Below are 14,904 nucleotides of genomic sequence, written 5' to 3'. Positions count from 1 at the left end.
AATAATTAAGGAACAACGATGCGACAGAACGTCATTATTGCCACAGCGTTTGCCACCCTTGTCTCCACCAGCACTTTCGCTGCCGATCTGCCAGGCAAAGGCATCACTGTACAGCCAATCCAGAGCACTATCTCTGAAGAATCCTTCCAGACGCAACTGGTCGCCCGTGCGCTGGAGAAACTGGGTTATACCGTTAACAAAACAAGCGAAGTTGACTACAACGTCGGCTATACCTCCATTGCCTCTGGCGATGCAACTTTTACCGCTGTGAACTGGCAGCCTCTGCATGATGATATGTATGCCGCAGCGGGCGGAGACAAAAAGTTCTATCGCGAGGGGGTATTCGTTACGGGTGCCGCGCAAGGTTATCTGATCGATAAAAAAACCGCTGAGCAGTATAAAATCACCAACATTGCCCAGTTAAAAGATCCGAAGATCGCCAAAATCTTTGACACCAACGGCGACGGAAAAGCAGACATGATGGGCTGCTCGCCGGGCTGGGGCTGCGAAGCGGTGATCAACCACCAGAACAAAGCCTTCGATCTGGAAAAAACCGTCGAGGTCAGCCACGGTAACTATGCGGCGATGATGGCTGACACCATTACCCGCTTTAAAGAAGGCAAACCCATTCTTTACTACACCTGGACACCGTACTGGGTGAGCGACGTTATGAAACCGGGTAAAGATGTGGTCTGGCTGCAGGTGCCGTTCTCTTCCCTGCCAGGCGAGCAGAAAGACATTGATACCAAGCTGCCAAACGGCGCCAACTACGGCTTCCCGGTGAACACTATGCATATCGTCGCCAACAAAGCCTGGGCGGAGAAAAACCCGGCTGCGGCGAAACTGTTTGCCGTCATGAAGCTGCCGCTGGCGGATATCAACGCGCAGAACGCGATGATGCACGACGGGAAAGCATCTGAAGCCGACGTACAGGGTCACGTTGACGGCTGGATCAAAGCCCACCAGCAACAGTTTGATGGCTGGGTGAAAGAAGCGCTGGCTGCGCAGAAATAACCCCCTCGTAGGCCTGATAAGCGTAGCGCCATCACACCAATGCTGGATGGTGGCGCGATGCGCCTTATCCGGCCTACACGCCCTCCTCCCAACCACACAATCCATCACCCAACAAATCAGCAACATTTAATCACTTACGTTATGATTGTTTTCTGCAACCCATTTTTCAGTTGAAAACCATGACGAAAACCACTCAGGGACTTAGCCCTTCGCTGATCCTGTTAATGTCTATCGCCACCGGCCTCGCCGTCGCCAGTAACTATTACGCGCAGCCGCTGCTCGACACCATCGCACGTAACTTTTCGCTATCGGCCAGCACCGCTGGCTTTATCGTCACCGCGGCCCAGCTCGGCTATGCCGCCGGCCTGCTGTTTTTAGTACCGCTTGGCGATATGTTTGAACGTCGGATGCTGATCGTCTCCATGACGCTGTTAGCGGCAGGCGGCATGCTTATTACCGCCAGCAGCCAGTCGCTGGGCATGCTGATCCTCGGCACCGCCCTTACCGGATTGTTCTCGGTAGTGGCACAGATTCTGGTTCCGCTGGCGGCGACGCTTGCCACGCCGGATAAGCGCGGTAAAGTTGTCGGCACCATTATGAGCGGCCTGCTGCTGGGTATCCTGCTGGCGCGCACCGTGGCGGGATTACTGGCCAATCTTGGCGGCTGGCGCACCGTATTTTGGGTCGCATCGATATTAATGGCGCTGATGGCGATTGCGCTGTGGCGCGGTCTGCCGAAGATGAAATCAGATACTCATCTCAACTATCCGCAACTGTTAGGCTCCGTATTCAGCCTGTTTATCCATGATAAATTGCTGCGTACCCGCGCGATGTTGGGCTGCCTGACCTTTGCCAATTTCAGTATTCTCTGGACCTCTATGGCGTTTTTGCTCGCCGCGCCGCCGTTTAACTACTCCGAAGGAACGATCGGGCTGTTTGGCCTGGCAGGGGCCGCAGGGGCGTTAGGCGCGCGTCCGGCAGGTGGTTTTGCCGATAAGGGAAAATCACATCTCACCACGACCACAGGTCTGTTATTACTGCTGCTCTCCTGGTGGGCTATCTGGTTAGGGCATAGTTCCGTACCAATGCTGATTATCGGTATCCTGGTCCTGGACCTCACCGTTCAGGGTGTGCATATCACCAACCAGACGGTTATCTATCGCATTCATCCGGACGCGCGTAATCGCCTGACCGCCGGATACATGACCAGCTATTTTATTGGCGGGGCGGCAGGTTCGCTGATTTCGGCCTCCGCCTGGCAGCATGCCGGTTGGGCTGGCGTTTGTCTGGCCGGTACGACAGTTGCCCTACTCAACCTGTTGGTCTGGTGGCGAGGATATCACCGTCAGGAAGCCGTAAATTAAGCATATAGCGTATGTTTACCGCTGATTGGGCTCCGCAGGGTGTTAAGGAGCCCATCAGTCTGCTAAGGTTATAACTCATTGAACCAATTTATATTAATTTCGGTAATGAAACCTATAACCCTATGGAAAGCCCGATATCCCAGTCTGAACCCAGTTCTGCGACGCTAACTGAAGGATTCAAAGACAGCCTGCCAATAGTCATCAGCTATATTCCGGTCGCTTTTGCATTTGGTCTCAATGCCACTCGCCTTGGCTTTACTCCGGTTGAAAGCGTGTTTTTCTCCTGCATTATCTATGCGGGAGCCAGCCAGTTTGTCATCACCACAATGCTCGCCGCAGGCAGTTCTTTGTGGGTCGCCGCACTGACCGTCATGGCCATGGATGTACGCCATGTTTTGTACGGACCTTCCCTGCGTAGCCGAATCGCCCAGCGACTGAGCAAACCCAAAAGCGCGCTGTGGGCCTTTGGCCTCACCGATGAAGTCTTTGCCGCCGCCACGGCGAAGCTGGTACGGGATAACCGGCGCTGGAGTGAAAACTGGATGATCGGCATTGCGCTATGCTCCTGGGCCTCCTGGGTGTTTGGCACGGTGATCGGCGCGTTTTCCGGTAGTGGTTTACTCAAGGATTACCCGGCAGTTGAAGCGGCGTTGGGCTTCATGCTCCCGGCGCTGTTCATGAGCTTCCTGCTCGCCTCTTTCCAGCGTCAACAAGCACTTTGTGTAACTGCAGCACTGGCCGGCGCGCTGGCTGGCGTCATGCTGTTTTCCATTCCTGCCGCCATCCTTGCAGGCATTGTCTGCGGATGCCTGACGGCTCTTATCCAGTCATTTTGGCAGGGAGGTCCCGATGAGCTATGAGGTCTTGCTGCTTGGCCTGCTGGTCGGCTGCGTTAACTACTGTTTTCGTTATTTGCCGCTCCGTCTTGGAGTGGGGAATGTTCGCCCGACGAAGCGCGGCGCGACGGGCATATTACTCGACACCATTGGCATTGCATCAATTTGCGCCCTGTTGGTGGTGTCTACCGCGCCAGAAGTGATGCACGACTCTCGTCGGTTCGTGCCTACGCTGGTGGGGTTTGTCATACTGGGCGCAAGCTTCTATAAGACCCGCAGCATCATCATTCCAACCTTACTGAGTGCTCTGGGCTATGGATTAGCCTGGAAAATGCTGATTGTCTTATAGATAAAAACAATCATTTTAAATAAATAATACATTTACTTTATTTGTCACTGTCGTTACTATATCGGCTGAAATTAATGAGGTTATACCCAAATGGATAGTTCGTTTACGCCCATTGAACAAATGCTAAAATTTCGCGCCAGCCGCTACGAAGAGTTCCCTTATCAGGAAGTGCTTCTGACTCGTCTATGCATGCACATGCAGGGCAAGCTGCTGGAAAACCGCAATAAGATGCTGAAAGCTCAAGGGATTAACGAGACATTGTTTATGGCGTTGATTACGCTGGAGTCTCAGGAAAACCACAGTATTCAGCCTTCTGAACTGAGTTGCGCGCTTGGCTCGTCACGCACTAACGCAACCCGCATTGCGGATGAGTTAGAAAAACGTGGCTGGATCGAACGTCGCGAAAGCGATAACGATCGCCGCTGTCTGCATCTGCAATTGACCGAGAAAGGCCACGCATTTTTGCAAGAGGTGTTACCGCCTCAGCATAACTGCCTGCATCAGCTTTGGTCATCTCTCAGCACCACCGAAAAAGATCAGCTTGAGCAAATTACCCGTAAACTTCTGACCCGTCTTGACCAGATGGAGCAGGATGGCGCGGTATTAGAAGCGTTGCGCTAACGCGCCGACTCGCTCAGAAATCCAGATTTATAAATGAAAAAACCGACAGGCCAGCACGCATACTGCTGGCCTGTCTGATAAACAGGTCGGCTCAGCCGATGTGAAAAAAAAAGAAGATCGTGGAGAACAACATGAGCGCAAATGCGGAGACTCAAACCCCGCAGCAACCGGTCAAGAAGAATGGCAAACGTAAAAGTATGCTGCTCCTTCTGACCTTGCTCTTTATTATCATTGCCGTGGCATATGGGATTTATTGGTTTTTAGTACTGCGTCATGTCGAAGAGACAGACGATGCGTACGTGGCAGGGAACCAGGTTCAAATCATGGCGCAGGTATCAGGCAGCGTGACGAAAGTCTGGGCTGATAACACTGACTTTGTAAAACAAGGCGATGTGCTGGTCACCCTCGACCAGACGGACGCAAAGCAGGCATTTGAAAAAGCCAAAACTGCGCTGGCTTCCAGCGTGCGTCAGACGCACCAGTTGATGATCAACAGCAAGCAGTTGCAGGCAAGCATTGAAGTGCAGAGAACCGCGCTGGCGCAGGCACAAAGCGACTTTAATCGCCGTGTCCCGCTGGGCAACGCCAACCTGATTGGCCGCGAAGAGCTGCAACATGCGCGTGATGCCGTCGCCAGCGCTCAGGCTCAGCTTGATGTCGCTATCCAACAATATAATGCCAACCAGGCGATGATTCTCGGCAGTAAGCTGGAAGACCAGCCCGCCGTGCAACAGGCGGCCACTGAAGTGCGCAATGCCTGGCTGGCGCTGGAACGAACCAGAATCGTCAGCCCAATGACTGGCTATGTTTCCCGTCGTTCCGTGCAGCCGGGAGCGCAAATTAGCCCGACCACGCCGCTGATGGCGGTCGTTCCAGCCACTAACCTGTGGGTGGATGCCAACTTCAAAGAAACACAGCTCGCGCACATGCGTATCGGTCAACCGGCGACCGTTATCAGTGATATTTACGGCGATGACGTGAAATATACCGGTAAGGTTGTCGGCCTGGATATGGGTACGGGCAGCGCCTTTTCCCTGCTGCCAGCACAAAACGCGACGGGTAACTGGATCAAAGTCGTCCAGCGTCTACCAGTGCGTATTGAACTGGATGCACAGCAGTTGGCGCAGCATCCGCTGCGTATCGGTTTATCTACGCTGGTTACGGTAGATACCTCAAATCGTGACGGACAAATTCTGGCAAGCCAGGTTCGCACCACGCCGGTATCAGAAAGTAATGCACGGGAAATCAACCTTGCTCCGGTCAATAAGATGATCGAAGAGATCGTGCAGGCCAACGCGGGCTAATTCAAAGGTGCGTGTGATGCAACAGCAAAAACCGCTGGAAGGCGCGCAGCTCGTCATTATGACGATCGCGCTGTCCCTGGCGACATTCATGCAGGTGCTGGACTCCACCATTGCTAACGTGGCGATCCCCACTATCGCCGGGAACCTCGGCTCTTCACTGAGCCAGGGAACCTGGGTGATCACCTCATTCGGGGTGGCGAACGCTATCTCGATTCCGATCACCGGCTGGCTGGCAAAGCGTTTTGGCGAAGTAAGGCTATTCATGTGGTCAACTATCGCCTTCGTCATTGCGTCATGGGCATGCGGGATGTCCACCAGCCTGAGCATGCTGATTTTCTTCCGCGTAATCCAGGGGATTGTCGCCGGTCCATTAATTCCGCTGTCACAAAGCTTGTTGTTGAATAACTATCCTCCCGCCAAGCGTTCCATCGCCCTGGCGCTATGGTCGATGACGGTGATTGTTGCCCCGATATGTGGCCCTATTCTTGGGGGCTATATCAGCGACAACTATCACTGGGGCTGGATATTTTTCATCAACGTGCCAATCGGTGCTGCGGTGGTATTGATGACCCTGCAAACCCTGCGCGGTCGGGAAACCAAAACCGAGCAGCGGCGCATCGATGCCATTGGTCTGGCCCTGCTGGTCATTGGTATCGGCAGTTTGCAGATTATGCTCGACCGCGGCAAAGAGCTGGACTGGTTCGCCTCTCAGGAGATTATCATCCTGACGGTGGTCGCCGTTGTCGCCATCAGCTTCCTGATCGTCTGGGAGCTTACCGACGAGCACCCCATTGTCGACCTCTCACTGTTTAAGTCGCGCAACTTTACCATCGGCTGTCTGTGTATCAGTCTGGCCTATATGCTCTACTTCGGCGCAATCGTCCTGCTGCCGCAGCTGTTGCAGGAGGTATACGGCTATACGGCAACCTGGGCCGGTCTGGCGTCAGCGCCGGTTGGGGTGATTCCGGTGATCTTATCGCCGATTATCGGCCGCTTCGCGCACAAGCTTGATATGCGTCGGTTAGTTACGTTCAGTTTTATTATGTACGCCGTCTGTTTCTACTGGCGTGCGTGGACGTTCGAACCGGGTATGGACTTTGGCGCATCGGCCTGGCCACAGTTTATTCAGGGGTTCGCGGTAGCCTGCTTCTTTATGCCGCTGACGACTATCACGCTGTCCGGCTTACCGCCTGAGCGTCTGGCCGCGGCATCAAGTTTGTCGAACTTTACGCGAACGCTGGCCGGCTCTATTGGCACATCAATTACGACGACGATGTGGACTAACCGCGAGTCACTTCACCATGCGCAGTTAACGGAATCCGTTAATCCTTACAATCCAAACGCGCAGGCAATGTACGATAAGCTGCAGGATTTAGGGATGACGCACCAGCAGGCGTCAGGCTGGATAGCCCAGCAGATCACCAATCAGGGGCTGATTATTTCCGCCAACGAAATCTTCTGGATGTCGGCGGGGATCTTCCTGGTATTGCTTGGCCTGGTGTGGTTTGCCAAACCACCCTTCGGTGCGGGCGGCGGCGGCGGTGGCGCGCACTAAATATCTGATAAAAGGGATCTGCGGATCCCTTTTTTATTGCCCCGTAAACCACCTCCCAGGGAGATGGTTTACGGGAGGCAATAAAAAACCCCGGTTATAAGCCGAGGTTAATTTAAATACTGGAACAACTAATCAGTATGACTAAATATGCAGTTCCTGCAGTTTCTCTTTCGGCAGCGCCAGCTCTTCATTGCTGTTAACGCGTACATCATGCTCCAGAATATGACGTGCGATATCCTGTGCTTCGCTAAGAGAGTGCATCTGATACGTGCCACACTGGTAAACGTTCAGCTCCGGGATCTGGTTTTGATCCTGCACTTTCAGCACGTCCGCCATCGCCGCTTTCCACGCGTCGGCAACACGCTGCTCGTCTGGCGTACCAATCAGGCTCATGTAAAAGCCAGTGCGGCATCCCATCGGAGAGATATCGATAATCTCCACGCCGTTGCCGTTGAGATGGTTACGCATAAAACCTGCAAACAGGTGTTCCAGCGTGTGGATACCTTTCTCAGGCATCACTTCTTTGTTCGGAATGCAGAAACGCAGATCAAACACGGTGATTGCGTCGCCATGGGGGGTGTTCATCTTTTTTGCAACCCGGACCGCGGGAGCTTCCATCCGGGTGTGATCGACAGTAAAACTATCTAACAACGGCATTTAGCCACCTCCGATAAATTTTTTGAAAATAATCTGAACTCTTTGTTCCGGGGCGAGTCTGAGTATATGAAAGACGCGCATTTGTTATCATCATCCCTGTTTTCAGAGATGAAATTTTGGCCACTCCCGAGTGGCCTTTTTCTTTTGTATCAAGCGTGCTTTTCCAGCCACACGCTAAACGGCTCAGTATCAGCCGCTTCGATCTCCTGCTGACGACGCTTTGAAGCCTCGGTTTCAGCAATAAATTCCGCTTCCTGCAATATTTCTAACGGCTCTTCACGCAGCAGATTTCGGTAAGCCTCACCCAGCGCTTTACCCGTGCCGCCAATGCCTTCATCAATCATAGACCGTAGGATGCGGGCAGAGAAAGTCAGTTCTGGGTTGTCAAAACAGGCAACCAGTTCATCACAGACCTTTTGATACTCCTCTCCCCCATCGATGCTGTCCAGCGTTTGTGCCACGCGTTTTAGATCGCGGAACAGATCTTTCCCTACCTTAGGCAGCGGGAACTGGGCTGTTTCACAGCCAATACCTAACGTCAGCCCAGGCTTACGACCTTCAAGAATCACCCGATTCCAGTTTTTACGCGTACACAGCAATTCATCGCTGCTCATTTCCGGGGCATCGGCCAGCGCACACCAGACCATAAACAGATCGAGGAAACGCACCTGCTGCTCGTCCACGCCGATCGGTGAGAACGGGTTGATATCCAGTGAGCGAACTTCGATGTACTCAATACCGCCACGCAGAAGCGCGTCAGAAGGCGTTTCGCCACGACGAGTGACGCGTTTCGGGCGAATAGGCGCATACAGCTCATTTTCAATCTGCAGAACGTTGCTGTTGATTTGCAGACGCTTACCGTCCTTCTCCAGACCGATCGCCGCGTACTCCTCGGAAGGGGTTTTAATCGCGCGCTTTAATCCTGCCACATACTCATGCAAATCGTTAAACGTAATTCCGAGATTGCTTTGCGACTTATTGGTATAGCCCAAATCACTCAGACGCAGCGACGTCGCATACGGCAGGTAATACATCCCACAGTCGGTTTTTTCAAACGGCAGGGTTGTCGGTTTTCCTTGCAGGAAAGAGGAACAAATGGCCGGAGAGGCGCCAAACAGATACGGGATCACCCAACCAAAACGGTAGTAGTTGCGGATCAGACGGAAGTAACCCGCGGAGATCTTCTCTTTAGCATCTTCGCCGTCCGTTACGCCACATTTCGCCTGCCAGAAAGCCATCGGCAATGAGAAATTGTAGTGTACGCCGGAGATAGTCTGCATCAGCGCGCCGTAACGGTTTTTGAGGCCTTCACGGTACAGCGTTTTCAGACGACCGGTATTCGACGTACCGTACTGCGCCAGTTCGATATCCTGACCTTCGGCAATATAGCAAGGCATGCTCAACGGCCACATACGCTCGTCGCCCAGGTTCCTGGCGGTATACCGATGTAGGTCGCGCATGAACGTGAGCATTTTCTCAATGTCGTCGCCTGGAGGCGTAATAAACTCCAGCAGCGCTTCGGCAAAGTCAGTGGTTATCCATTTATGCGTTAGCGCTGAGCCTAACACCTCAGGATGGCCTGTCGTTGCTAATGACCCATCTGCATTAACGCGCAGCGTTTCGCGCTCCAGCCCACGTTGAATCCCCTTTAACGCCTGAGGATGGTTTTCCAGCCAGGCCAGCGCCTGTGATACGTCCGGGATCAAATTGACCTCCCGCCTGTCAAAATCGTTTTAATTAGCATAATGGTATTGGTTACCCTGAAGGCTATCTCACAACACAATTAGTGCCACCACATAATGCCTTGCGTCGTAACCGCTGCGACAACTACATAGCGCAGCGCCTTGCCAAGGCATAAGAAAAAAAGTACTGGACCCCACGAGATGCGCATCCATCCAGCTAACAGGCACAGTAAATCACCCACAACCGGCATCCAGCTTAATAATAGTGTGACAGCGCCATAGCGCCGCAGCCAGCCAGTGGCTTTTTCTTGCCAGCGCGATGTTTTACGCAATGGAAAGAAACGCCCAAGGATAACGTTAGTTAACCCTCCAAGGCTATTACCCATTGTTGCTGTTAAGACTAAGACCCAGGGATGACTTATCCCAGAGACCAGCAAAGCAACTAAAACAACTTCAGAATTGCCGGGTAATAGCGTAGCGCTGAGAAAACTGCTGGCAAACAGTGACAGGAGCGATAGTCCATCACTCACAATAACCGGACATCCACCGCGTCCATTCCTGCGGCACGCGCCGCCTGAAGCCCAAAATCGGCATCTTCAAATACGACACAGCGCGCCGGAGCAACACCCATACGTTCGGCACAGAGCAAAAACGTATCAGGAGCAGGTTTATGGTGTTGTACGTGATCGGCTGCGACTACAGCATCAAAATAGCGACGCAGCCCAAGGTGTGCGAGCAGAGCTTCCGCAATCGCGCTTTCACTCCCCGTACCTACCGACATAGGACGACGACCATGCCAGGCTTTCACGACGTCAACCAATGGCAAAGGCTGGACGCTATCCAGCAGCATGCTTCTCACCTTGTCGGTTTTTTCACGCGCCAATGCATGAGGGTCAAGATCGGCATGATTCAATTCAATTACCGACTGGGCAATACGCCACGTTGGGGAGCCATTGAGGGCGACCATGGCTTGTTCATCAAAACGTAACCCATAATGCCCCAATACCTCATGCCACGCCTTACGGTGCGTTGGCTCGGTATCCAGGATGGTGCCATCCATATCAAAAATCAAACCCGCATAACGTTCGTACATCGTCTTCTCACAAGCCGAATGACCAGACGTTATTTTATCGTAATTGATTGATTTTGTCGCTGACAGCGAATTAAGGGGTGTTCCGGGAGTATGTGGAAATGATTCAAAGGAGAGAAGATGGTGCATCCGGGAGGATTCGAACCTCCGACCGCTCGGTTCGTAGCCGAGTACTCTATCCAGCTGAGCTACGGATGCATCAGGGAAACTTGCTTTACTGCAGACTTGATGTCGCTGCTAAAGCGCTATCAAGTAAGATGGTGCATCCAGGAGGATTACTCGGCTGCGCCTCGCCCTGTGGGCCGTTGCTGAAGCAACGTTATCCTCCCTGGTGCTCGCGATTATCTCGCAGACCATGAAACAACAGTTTTGCTGTTATCTCGGAGAAGATGGTGCATCCGGGAGGATTCGAACCTCCGACCGCTCGGTTCGTAGCCGAGTACTCTATCCAGCTGAGCTACGGATGCATCGGGAAACTTGCTTTACTGCCGATATTGATATCGTAATGAGCGATATCAAGTAAGAGATGGTGCATCCGGGAGGATTACTCGGCTGCGCCTCGCCCTGTGGGCCGTTGCTGAAGCAACGTTATCCTCCCTGGTGCTCGCGATTATCTCGCAGACCATGAAACAACAGTTGTGCTGTTATCTCGGAGAAGATGGTGCATCCGGGAGGATTCGAACCTCCGACCGCTCGGTTCGTAGCCGAGTACTCTATCCAGCTGAGCTACGGATGCATCAGGGAAACTTACTTACTGCAGATTTGATATCACTGCTAAAGTGATATCGATTTTCTGTAACAACGCTAATGCGCTATTGCAGAGAAGATGGTGCATCCGGGAGGATTCGAACCTCCGACCGCTCGGTTCGTAGCCGAGTACTCTATCCAGCTGAGCTACGGATGCAAATGGCGGTGAGGCGGGGATTCGAACCCCGGATGCAGCTTTTGACCGCATACTCCCTTAGCAGGGGAGCGCCTTCAGCCTCTCGGCCACCTCACCAACACGCCTCTTGCGAGTGCTTCGAAGAACTTGTTTCTGCTCATCGTCGCTGCGTGGCGCACATATTACTTTCTGGGACTTATAAGTCAAACAATTTTTCCAGCGCTTTTATCGTTTGCACATTTCACGCGCAATTAGTCTGCAAAAACGGCAAAAAGAGTGTTTTATCAACAGATAAATTGGCAATTTCCTGAGGCAATGAACAAACGGAAAAATCGCAGGGAAAGGCAATACGCGGATGAGAATCGAAAAAATGAGGAAGACGAAGAAGAAAAGAGAAGAAAAGGGATAATTCAATCAGGTTGCGCCTCACCAGAAAGGTGAGACGCGAAAACCTTAGTAACTGGACTGCTGGGATTTTTCAGCCTGGATACGCTGGTAGATCTCTTCACGATGGACAGAAACTTCTTTCGGGGCGTTTACGCCAATGCGCACCTGGTTGCCCTTCACCCCTAAAACTGTCACGGTGACCTCATCGCCTATCATGAGGGTCTCACCAACTCGACGAGTCAGAATCAGCATTCTTTGCTCCTTGAAAGATTAAAAGAGTCGGGTCTCTCTGTATCCCGGCATTATCCATCATATAACGCCAAAAAGTAAGCGATGACAAACACCTAAGTGTAAGCAGTCACGGCATCACATTCTGTTAAACCTAAGTTTAGCCGATATACACAACTTCAACCTGACTTTATCGTTGTCGATAGCGTTGATACAAACGCTGCGGATTGAAGTCCGCAGCGTCGACTTACGCTTATAATTATTACAGTTTTGCGCTGACCCAGCCTTTCACACTGGCTAACGCTGCTGGCAGAGCCGCAGCATCCGTACCACCGGCTTGCGCCATGTCCGGACGACCACCACCCTTACCGCCTACCTGCTGAGCGACCATTCCAACCAGTTCCCCTGCTTTCACGCGATCTGTCACGTCCTTAGACACACCCGCAATCAGAGAAACCTTACCTTCCACTACCGTTGCCAGAACGATAACGGTAGACCCCAGTTGATTTTTCAGATCATCAACCATGGTACGCAACATTTTCGGCTCAACGTCCGCGAGTTCGCTGACCAGCAGCTTCACGCCATTGATATCAACCGCTTTGCTGGAGAGATTTGCACTCTCCTGCGCCGCAGCCTGTTCCTTCAATTGCTGCAATTCTTTTTCGAGTTGACGCGTACGCTCCAGCACGGAACGAACTTTGTCACCAATATTCTGGCTATCGCCTTTCAGCAGCTGCGCAATATCGCTTAAGCGATCGCTCTCAGCATGCACGGTTTGGATAGCGCCTTCACCGGTCACAGCTTCGATACGACGAACGCCCGCCGCAGTGCCTGACTCAGACACAATACGGAACAGACCGATATCACCCGTACGGCTGGCATGAGTACCACCACACAGTTCGGTAGAGAAATCACCCATGCTCAGAACACGCACGTGGTCGTCATATTTCTCGCCAAACAGCGCCATTGCGCCTTTGGCTTTCGCCGCTTCGAGATCCATGATGTTCGTTTCAATCGGCAGATTGCGACGAATTTGCGCATTCACTAGATCTTCAACGGCACGGATTTCAGCAGGCTTCATAGCTTCAGTATGAGAGAAGTCGAAGCGCAGCACTTTATCGTTAACCAACGAGCCTTTCTGTGCCACATGCGTGCCCAGTACCTGGCGCAGCGCCGCGTGCATCAGGTGCGTTGCGGAGTGGTTCAAGCGAATGCGCGCACGACGAGTTTCATCAACATCAGCCTGTACTGCATCGCCAATTTTCAGAGAACCCGCAGACAGCTTACCGATGTGACCAATGGCCTGGCCATATTTCTGCGTGTCGCTCACGGCAAACGCGAAGCCTGCGCCTTTCAGTTCACCCTTGTCGCCAACCTGACCACCAGATTCCGCATAGAACGGAGTCTGATCCAGTACGACAACTGCGTCCTGACCTGCGTTAATTGCGTCTACCGCTTTACCATCAACAAACAGCGCGGTCACTTTGCCGTTCAGTTCCAGGTGTTCGTAGCCTTTAAATTCAGAGGCGCCATCAACACGAATCATCGCATTGTAGTCTGCGCCAAAGCCGCTGGCTTCACGTGCGCGACGGCGCTGTTCTTCCATTGCGGCTTCAAAGCCCGCTTCGTCAACCTTAATGTTGCGCTCGCGGCAAACGTCCGCCGTCAGGTCAACCGGGAAACCGTAGGTGTCATACAGACGGAATGCGGTTTCGCCATCCAGTGTATCACCGGACAGTTTTGCCAGTTCTTCATCCAGCAGCGCCAGACCACGCTCCAGTGTACGCGCAAACTGCTCTTCTTCGGTTTTCAGAACTTGCTCAACCATAGCCTGCTGACGCTTCAGTTCTTCACCTGCGGAGCCCATGACGTCCACCAGCGGACCAACCAGCTTGTAGAAGAAGGTATCCTTCGCGCCCAGCATGTTGCCATGACGTACCGCGCGACGAATGATACGACGCAGCACATAACCACGGTTTTCATTCGACGGGACAACGCCATCGGCAATCAGGAATGCACAGGAGCGGATATGGTCAGCGATAACGCGAAGCGACTTGTTGCTCAGATCGGTCGCACCAGTGACTTTCGCCACGGACTCAATCAGTGAACGGAACAGGTCGATTTCATAGTTGGAGTTAACGTGTTGCAGCACGGCCGCAATACGCTCAAGGCCCATACCGGTATCCACGGACGGCTTCGGCAGCGGTTCCATGGTACCGTCAGCCTGACGGTTGAACTGCATGAAGACGATGTTCCAGATCTCAATGTAGCGATCGCCATCTTCTTCTGCGCTTCCCGGAGGGCCACCCCAAATGTGGTCGCCATGGTCGTAGAAAATTTCGGTGCACGGACCGCAAGGGCCGGTATCACCCATCTGCCAGAAGTTGTCGGAAGCATAAGCCGCGCCTTTGTTATCACCGATACGGATGATACGTTCGCGCGGAATGCCGACTTCTTTTTCCCAGATTTCATAGGCTTCATCGTCAGTTTCATAGACGGTGACCCACAGACGCTCTTTTGGCAGGGCAAACCAGTTTTCACCGGTCAGCAGTTCCCATGCGTATTGAATAGCATCATGTTTGAAATAATCGCCGAAGCTGAAGTTGCCCAGCATTTCGAAGAAAGTATGGTGACGTGCAGTGTAACCGACGTTTTCCAGGTCGTTGTGCTTACCGCCCGCACGCACGCAACGCTGCGAGGTGGTTGCGCGGGAATAATTACGCTTGTCGAGGCCAAGGAACACATCCTTGAACTGGTTCATCCCGGCGTTGGTAAACAACAAAGTAGGGTCATTGTTCGGTACCAGGGAGCTGCTGGCAACTACCTGATGTCCTTTACTATGGAAAAAATCGAGAAACGCCTGACGGATCTCAGCGGTGCTCTTGCTCATAATTATCCTGAAGAAATCAAGCTAACGAAATGTCATTACCAGCA

General features: G+C 52.7%; 13 protein-coding genes and 5 tRNA genes. 7 read left to right on the top strand and 11 right to left on the bottom strand.

The genetic code is table 11. From position 1 onward, the window contains the following. Positions 1-18: 18 nt before the first annotated feature. The 7 genes from proX (at position 19) to emrB (ending at position 7,043) form a co-directional block, all read left to right on the top strand. Positions 19-1,014 carry a glycine betaine/L-proline ABC transporter substrate-binding protein ProX gene (gene proX, locus GFC06_RS09890; RefSeq protein ID WP_016154154.1) on the top strand — a complete coding sequence of 332 codons (996 nt, stop codon included), beginning with the start codon at positions 19-21 and terminating at the stop codon, positions 1,012-1,014. 179 nt (positions 1,015-1,193) lie between these two features. Next, positions 1,194-2,378, top strand: coding sequence for an MFS transporter (locus tag GFC06_RS09885; protein WP_047358817.1), 1,185 nt, complete (start codon positions 1,194-1,196; stop codon positions 2,376-2,378). A gap of 122 nt (positions 2,379-2,500) precedes the next feature. Further along, a complete protein-coding gene (locus tag GFC06_RS09880) occupies positions 2,501-3,238 on the top strand; it encodes an AzlC family ABC transporter permease (protein ID WP_019077531.1) in 738 nt (245 codons plus the stop codon). Beyond that, the gene (gene ygaH / locus GFC06_RS09875; protein ID WP_016154157.1) at positions 3,228-3,563 is read left to right on the top strand and encodes an L-valine transporter subunit YgaH; all 336 of its coding nucleotides are present in this window, start codon (positions 3,228-3,230) and stop codon (positions 3,561-3,563) included. Before GFC06_RS09880 ends, ygaH begins: the two co-directional genes overlap by 11 nt. A 90-nt stretch (positions 3,564-3,653) precedes the next feature. Continuing rightward, a complete protein-coding gene (emrR, locus tag GFC06_RS09870) occupies positions 3,654-4,184 on the top strand; it encodes a multidrug efflux transporter EmrAB transcriptional repressor EmrR (protein WP_003037300.1) in 531 nt (176 codons plus the stop codon). Positions 4,185-4,315: 131 nt separating this feature from the next. Further along, positions 4,316-5,488 (top strand): multidrug efflux MFS transporter periplasmic adaptor subunit EmrA, encoded by a 1,173-nt coding sequence (gene emrA / locus GFC06_RS09865; RefSeq protein ID WP_049282740.1) that lies wholly within the window; start codon positions 4,316-4,318, stop codon positions 5,486-5,488. 16 nt (positions 5,489-5,504) lie between these two features. Then, positions 5,505-7,043, top strand: coding sequence for a multidrug efflux MFS transporter permease subunit EmrB (gene emrB, locus GFC06_RS09860; RefSeq protein ID WP_047499457.1), 1,539 nt, complete (start codon positions 5,505-5,507; stop codon positions 7,041-7,043). A 141-nt stretch (positions 7,044-7,184) separates the two neighbouring features. On the opposite strand, the gene luxS is transcribed toward emrB, so the two are convergent. The 11 genes from luxS to alaS form a co-directional block, all read right to left on the bottom strand. Continuing rightward, positions 7,185-7,700 (bottom strand): S-ribosylhomocysteine lyase, encoded by a 516-nt coding sequence (gene luxS, locus GFC06_RS09855; protein ID WP_153690098.1) that lies wholly within the window; start codon positions 7,698-7,700, stop codon positions 7,185-7,187. A gap of 149 nt (positions 7,701-7,849) precedes the next feature. Then, positions 7,850-9,406: a glutamate--cysteine ligase gene (gene gshA, locus GFC06_RS09850; RefSeq protein WP_016154161.1), complete on the bottom strand. Its 1,557-nt coding sequence runs from the start codon at positions 9,404-9,406 to the stop codon at positions 7,850-7,852. A 77-nt stretch (positions 9,407-9,483) separates the two neighbouring features. Next, entirely contained in the window at positions 9,484-9,912 is a 429-nt protein-coding gene (locus GFC06_RS09845; RefSeq protein WP_003839664.1) for a YqaA family protein, read from the bottom strand. After that, positions 9,909-10,475: a fructose-1-phosphate/6-phosphogluconate phosphatase gene (yqaB, locus tag GFC06_RS09840; RefSeq protein ID WP_049270940.1), complete on the bottom strand. Its 567-nt coding sequence runs from the start codon at positions 10,473-10,475 to the stop codon at positions 9,909-9,911. Before yqaB ends, GFC06_RS09845 begins: the two co-directional genes overlap by 4 nt. A 118-nt stretch (positions 10,476-10,593) precedes the next feature. Next, positions 10,594-10,670: transfer RNA gene (locus GFC06_RS09835), tRNA-Arg, on the bottom strand. A 192-nt stretch (positions 10,671-10,862) separates the two neighbouring features. Then, positions 10,863-10,939, bottom strand: a tRNA-Arg gene (locus tag GFC06_RS09830). 192 nt (positions 10,940-11,131) lie between these two features. Continuing rightward, a tRNA-Arg gene (locus GFC06_RS09825) sits at positions 11,132-11,208 on the bottom strand. 91 nt (positions 11,209-11,299) lie between these two features. Beyond that, positions 11,300-11,376 (bottom strand) — tRNA-Arg (locus tag GFC06_RS09820). A gap of 3 nt (positions 11,377-11,379) precedes the next feature. Beyond that, positions 11,380-11,472 (bottom strand) — tRNA-Ser (locus GFC06_RS09815). 336 nt (positions 11,473-11,808) lie between these two features. Then, positions 11,809-11,994: a carbon storage regulator CsrA gene (gene csrA, locus GFC06_RS09810; RefSeq protein ID WP_000906486.1), complete on the bottom strand. Its 186-nt coding sequence runs from the start codon at positions 11,992-11,994 to the stop codon at positions 11,809-11,811. Positions 11,995-12,232: 238 nt separating this feature from the next. Then, positions 12,233-14,860, bottom strand: coding sequence for an alanine--tRNA ligase (gene alaS, locus GFC06_RS09805; RefSeq protein WP_047499455.1), 2,628 nt, complete (start codon positions 14,858-14,860; stop codon positions 12,233-12,235). Between the last annotated feature and the right edge of the window lie 44 nt (positions 14,861-14,904).

The organism is Citrobacter braakii, from assembly GCF_009648935.1.
Taxonomy (GTDB): domain Bacteria; phylum Pseudomonadota; class Gammaproteobacteria; order Enterobacterales; family Enterobacteriaceae; genus Citrobacter; species Citrobacter braakii.
This window is presented reverse-complemented; position numbering and strand designations above follow the sequence as displayed.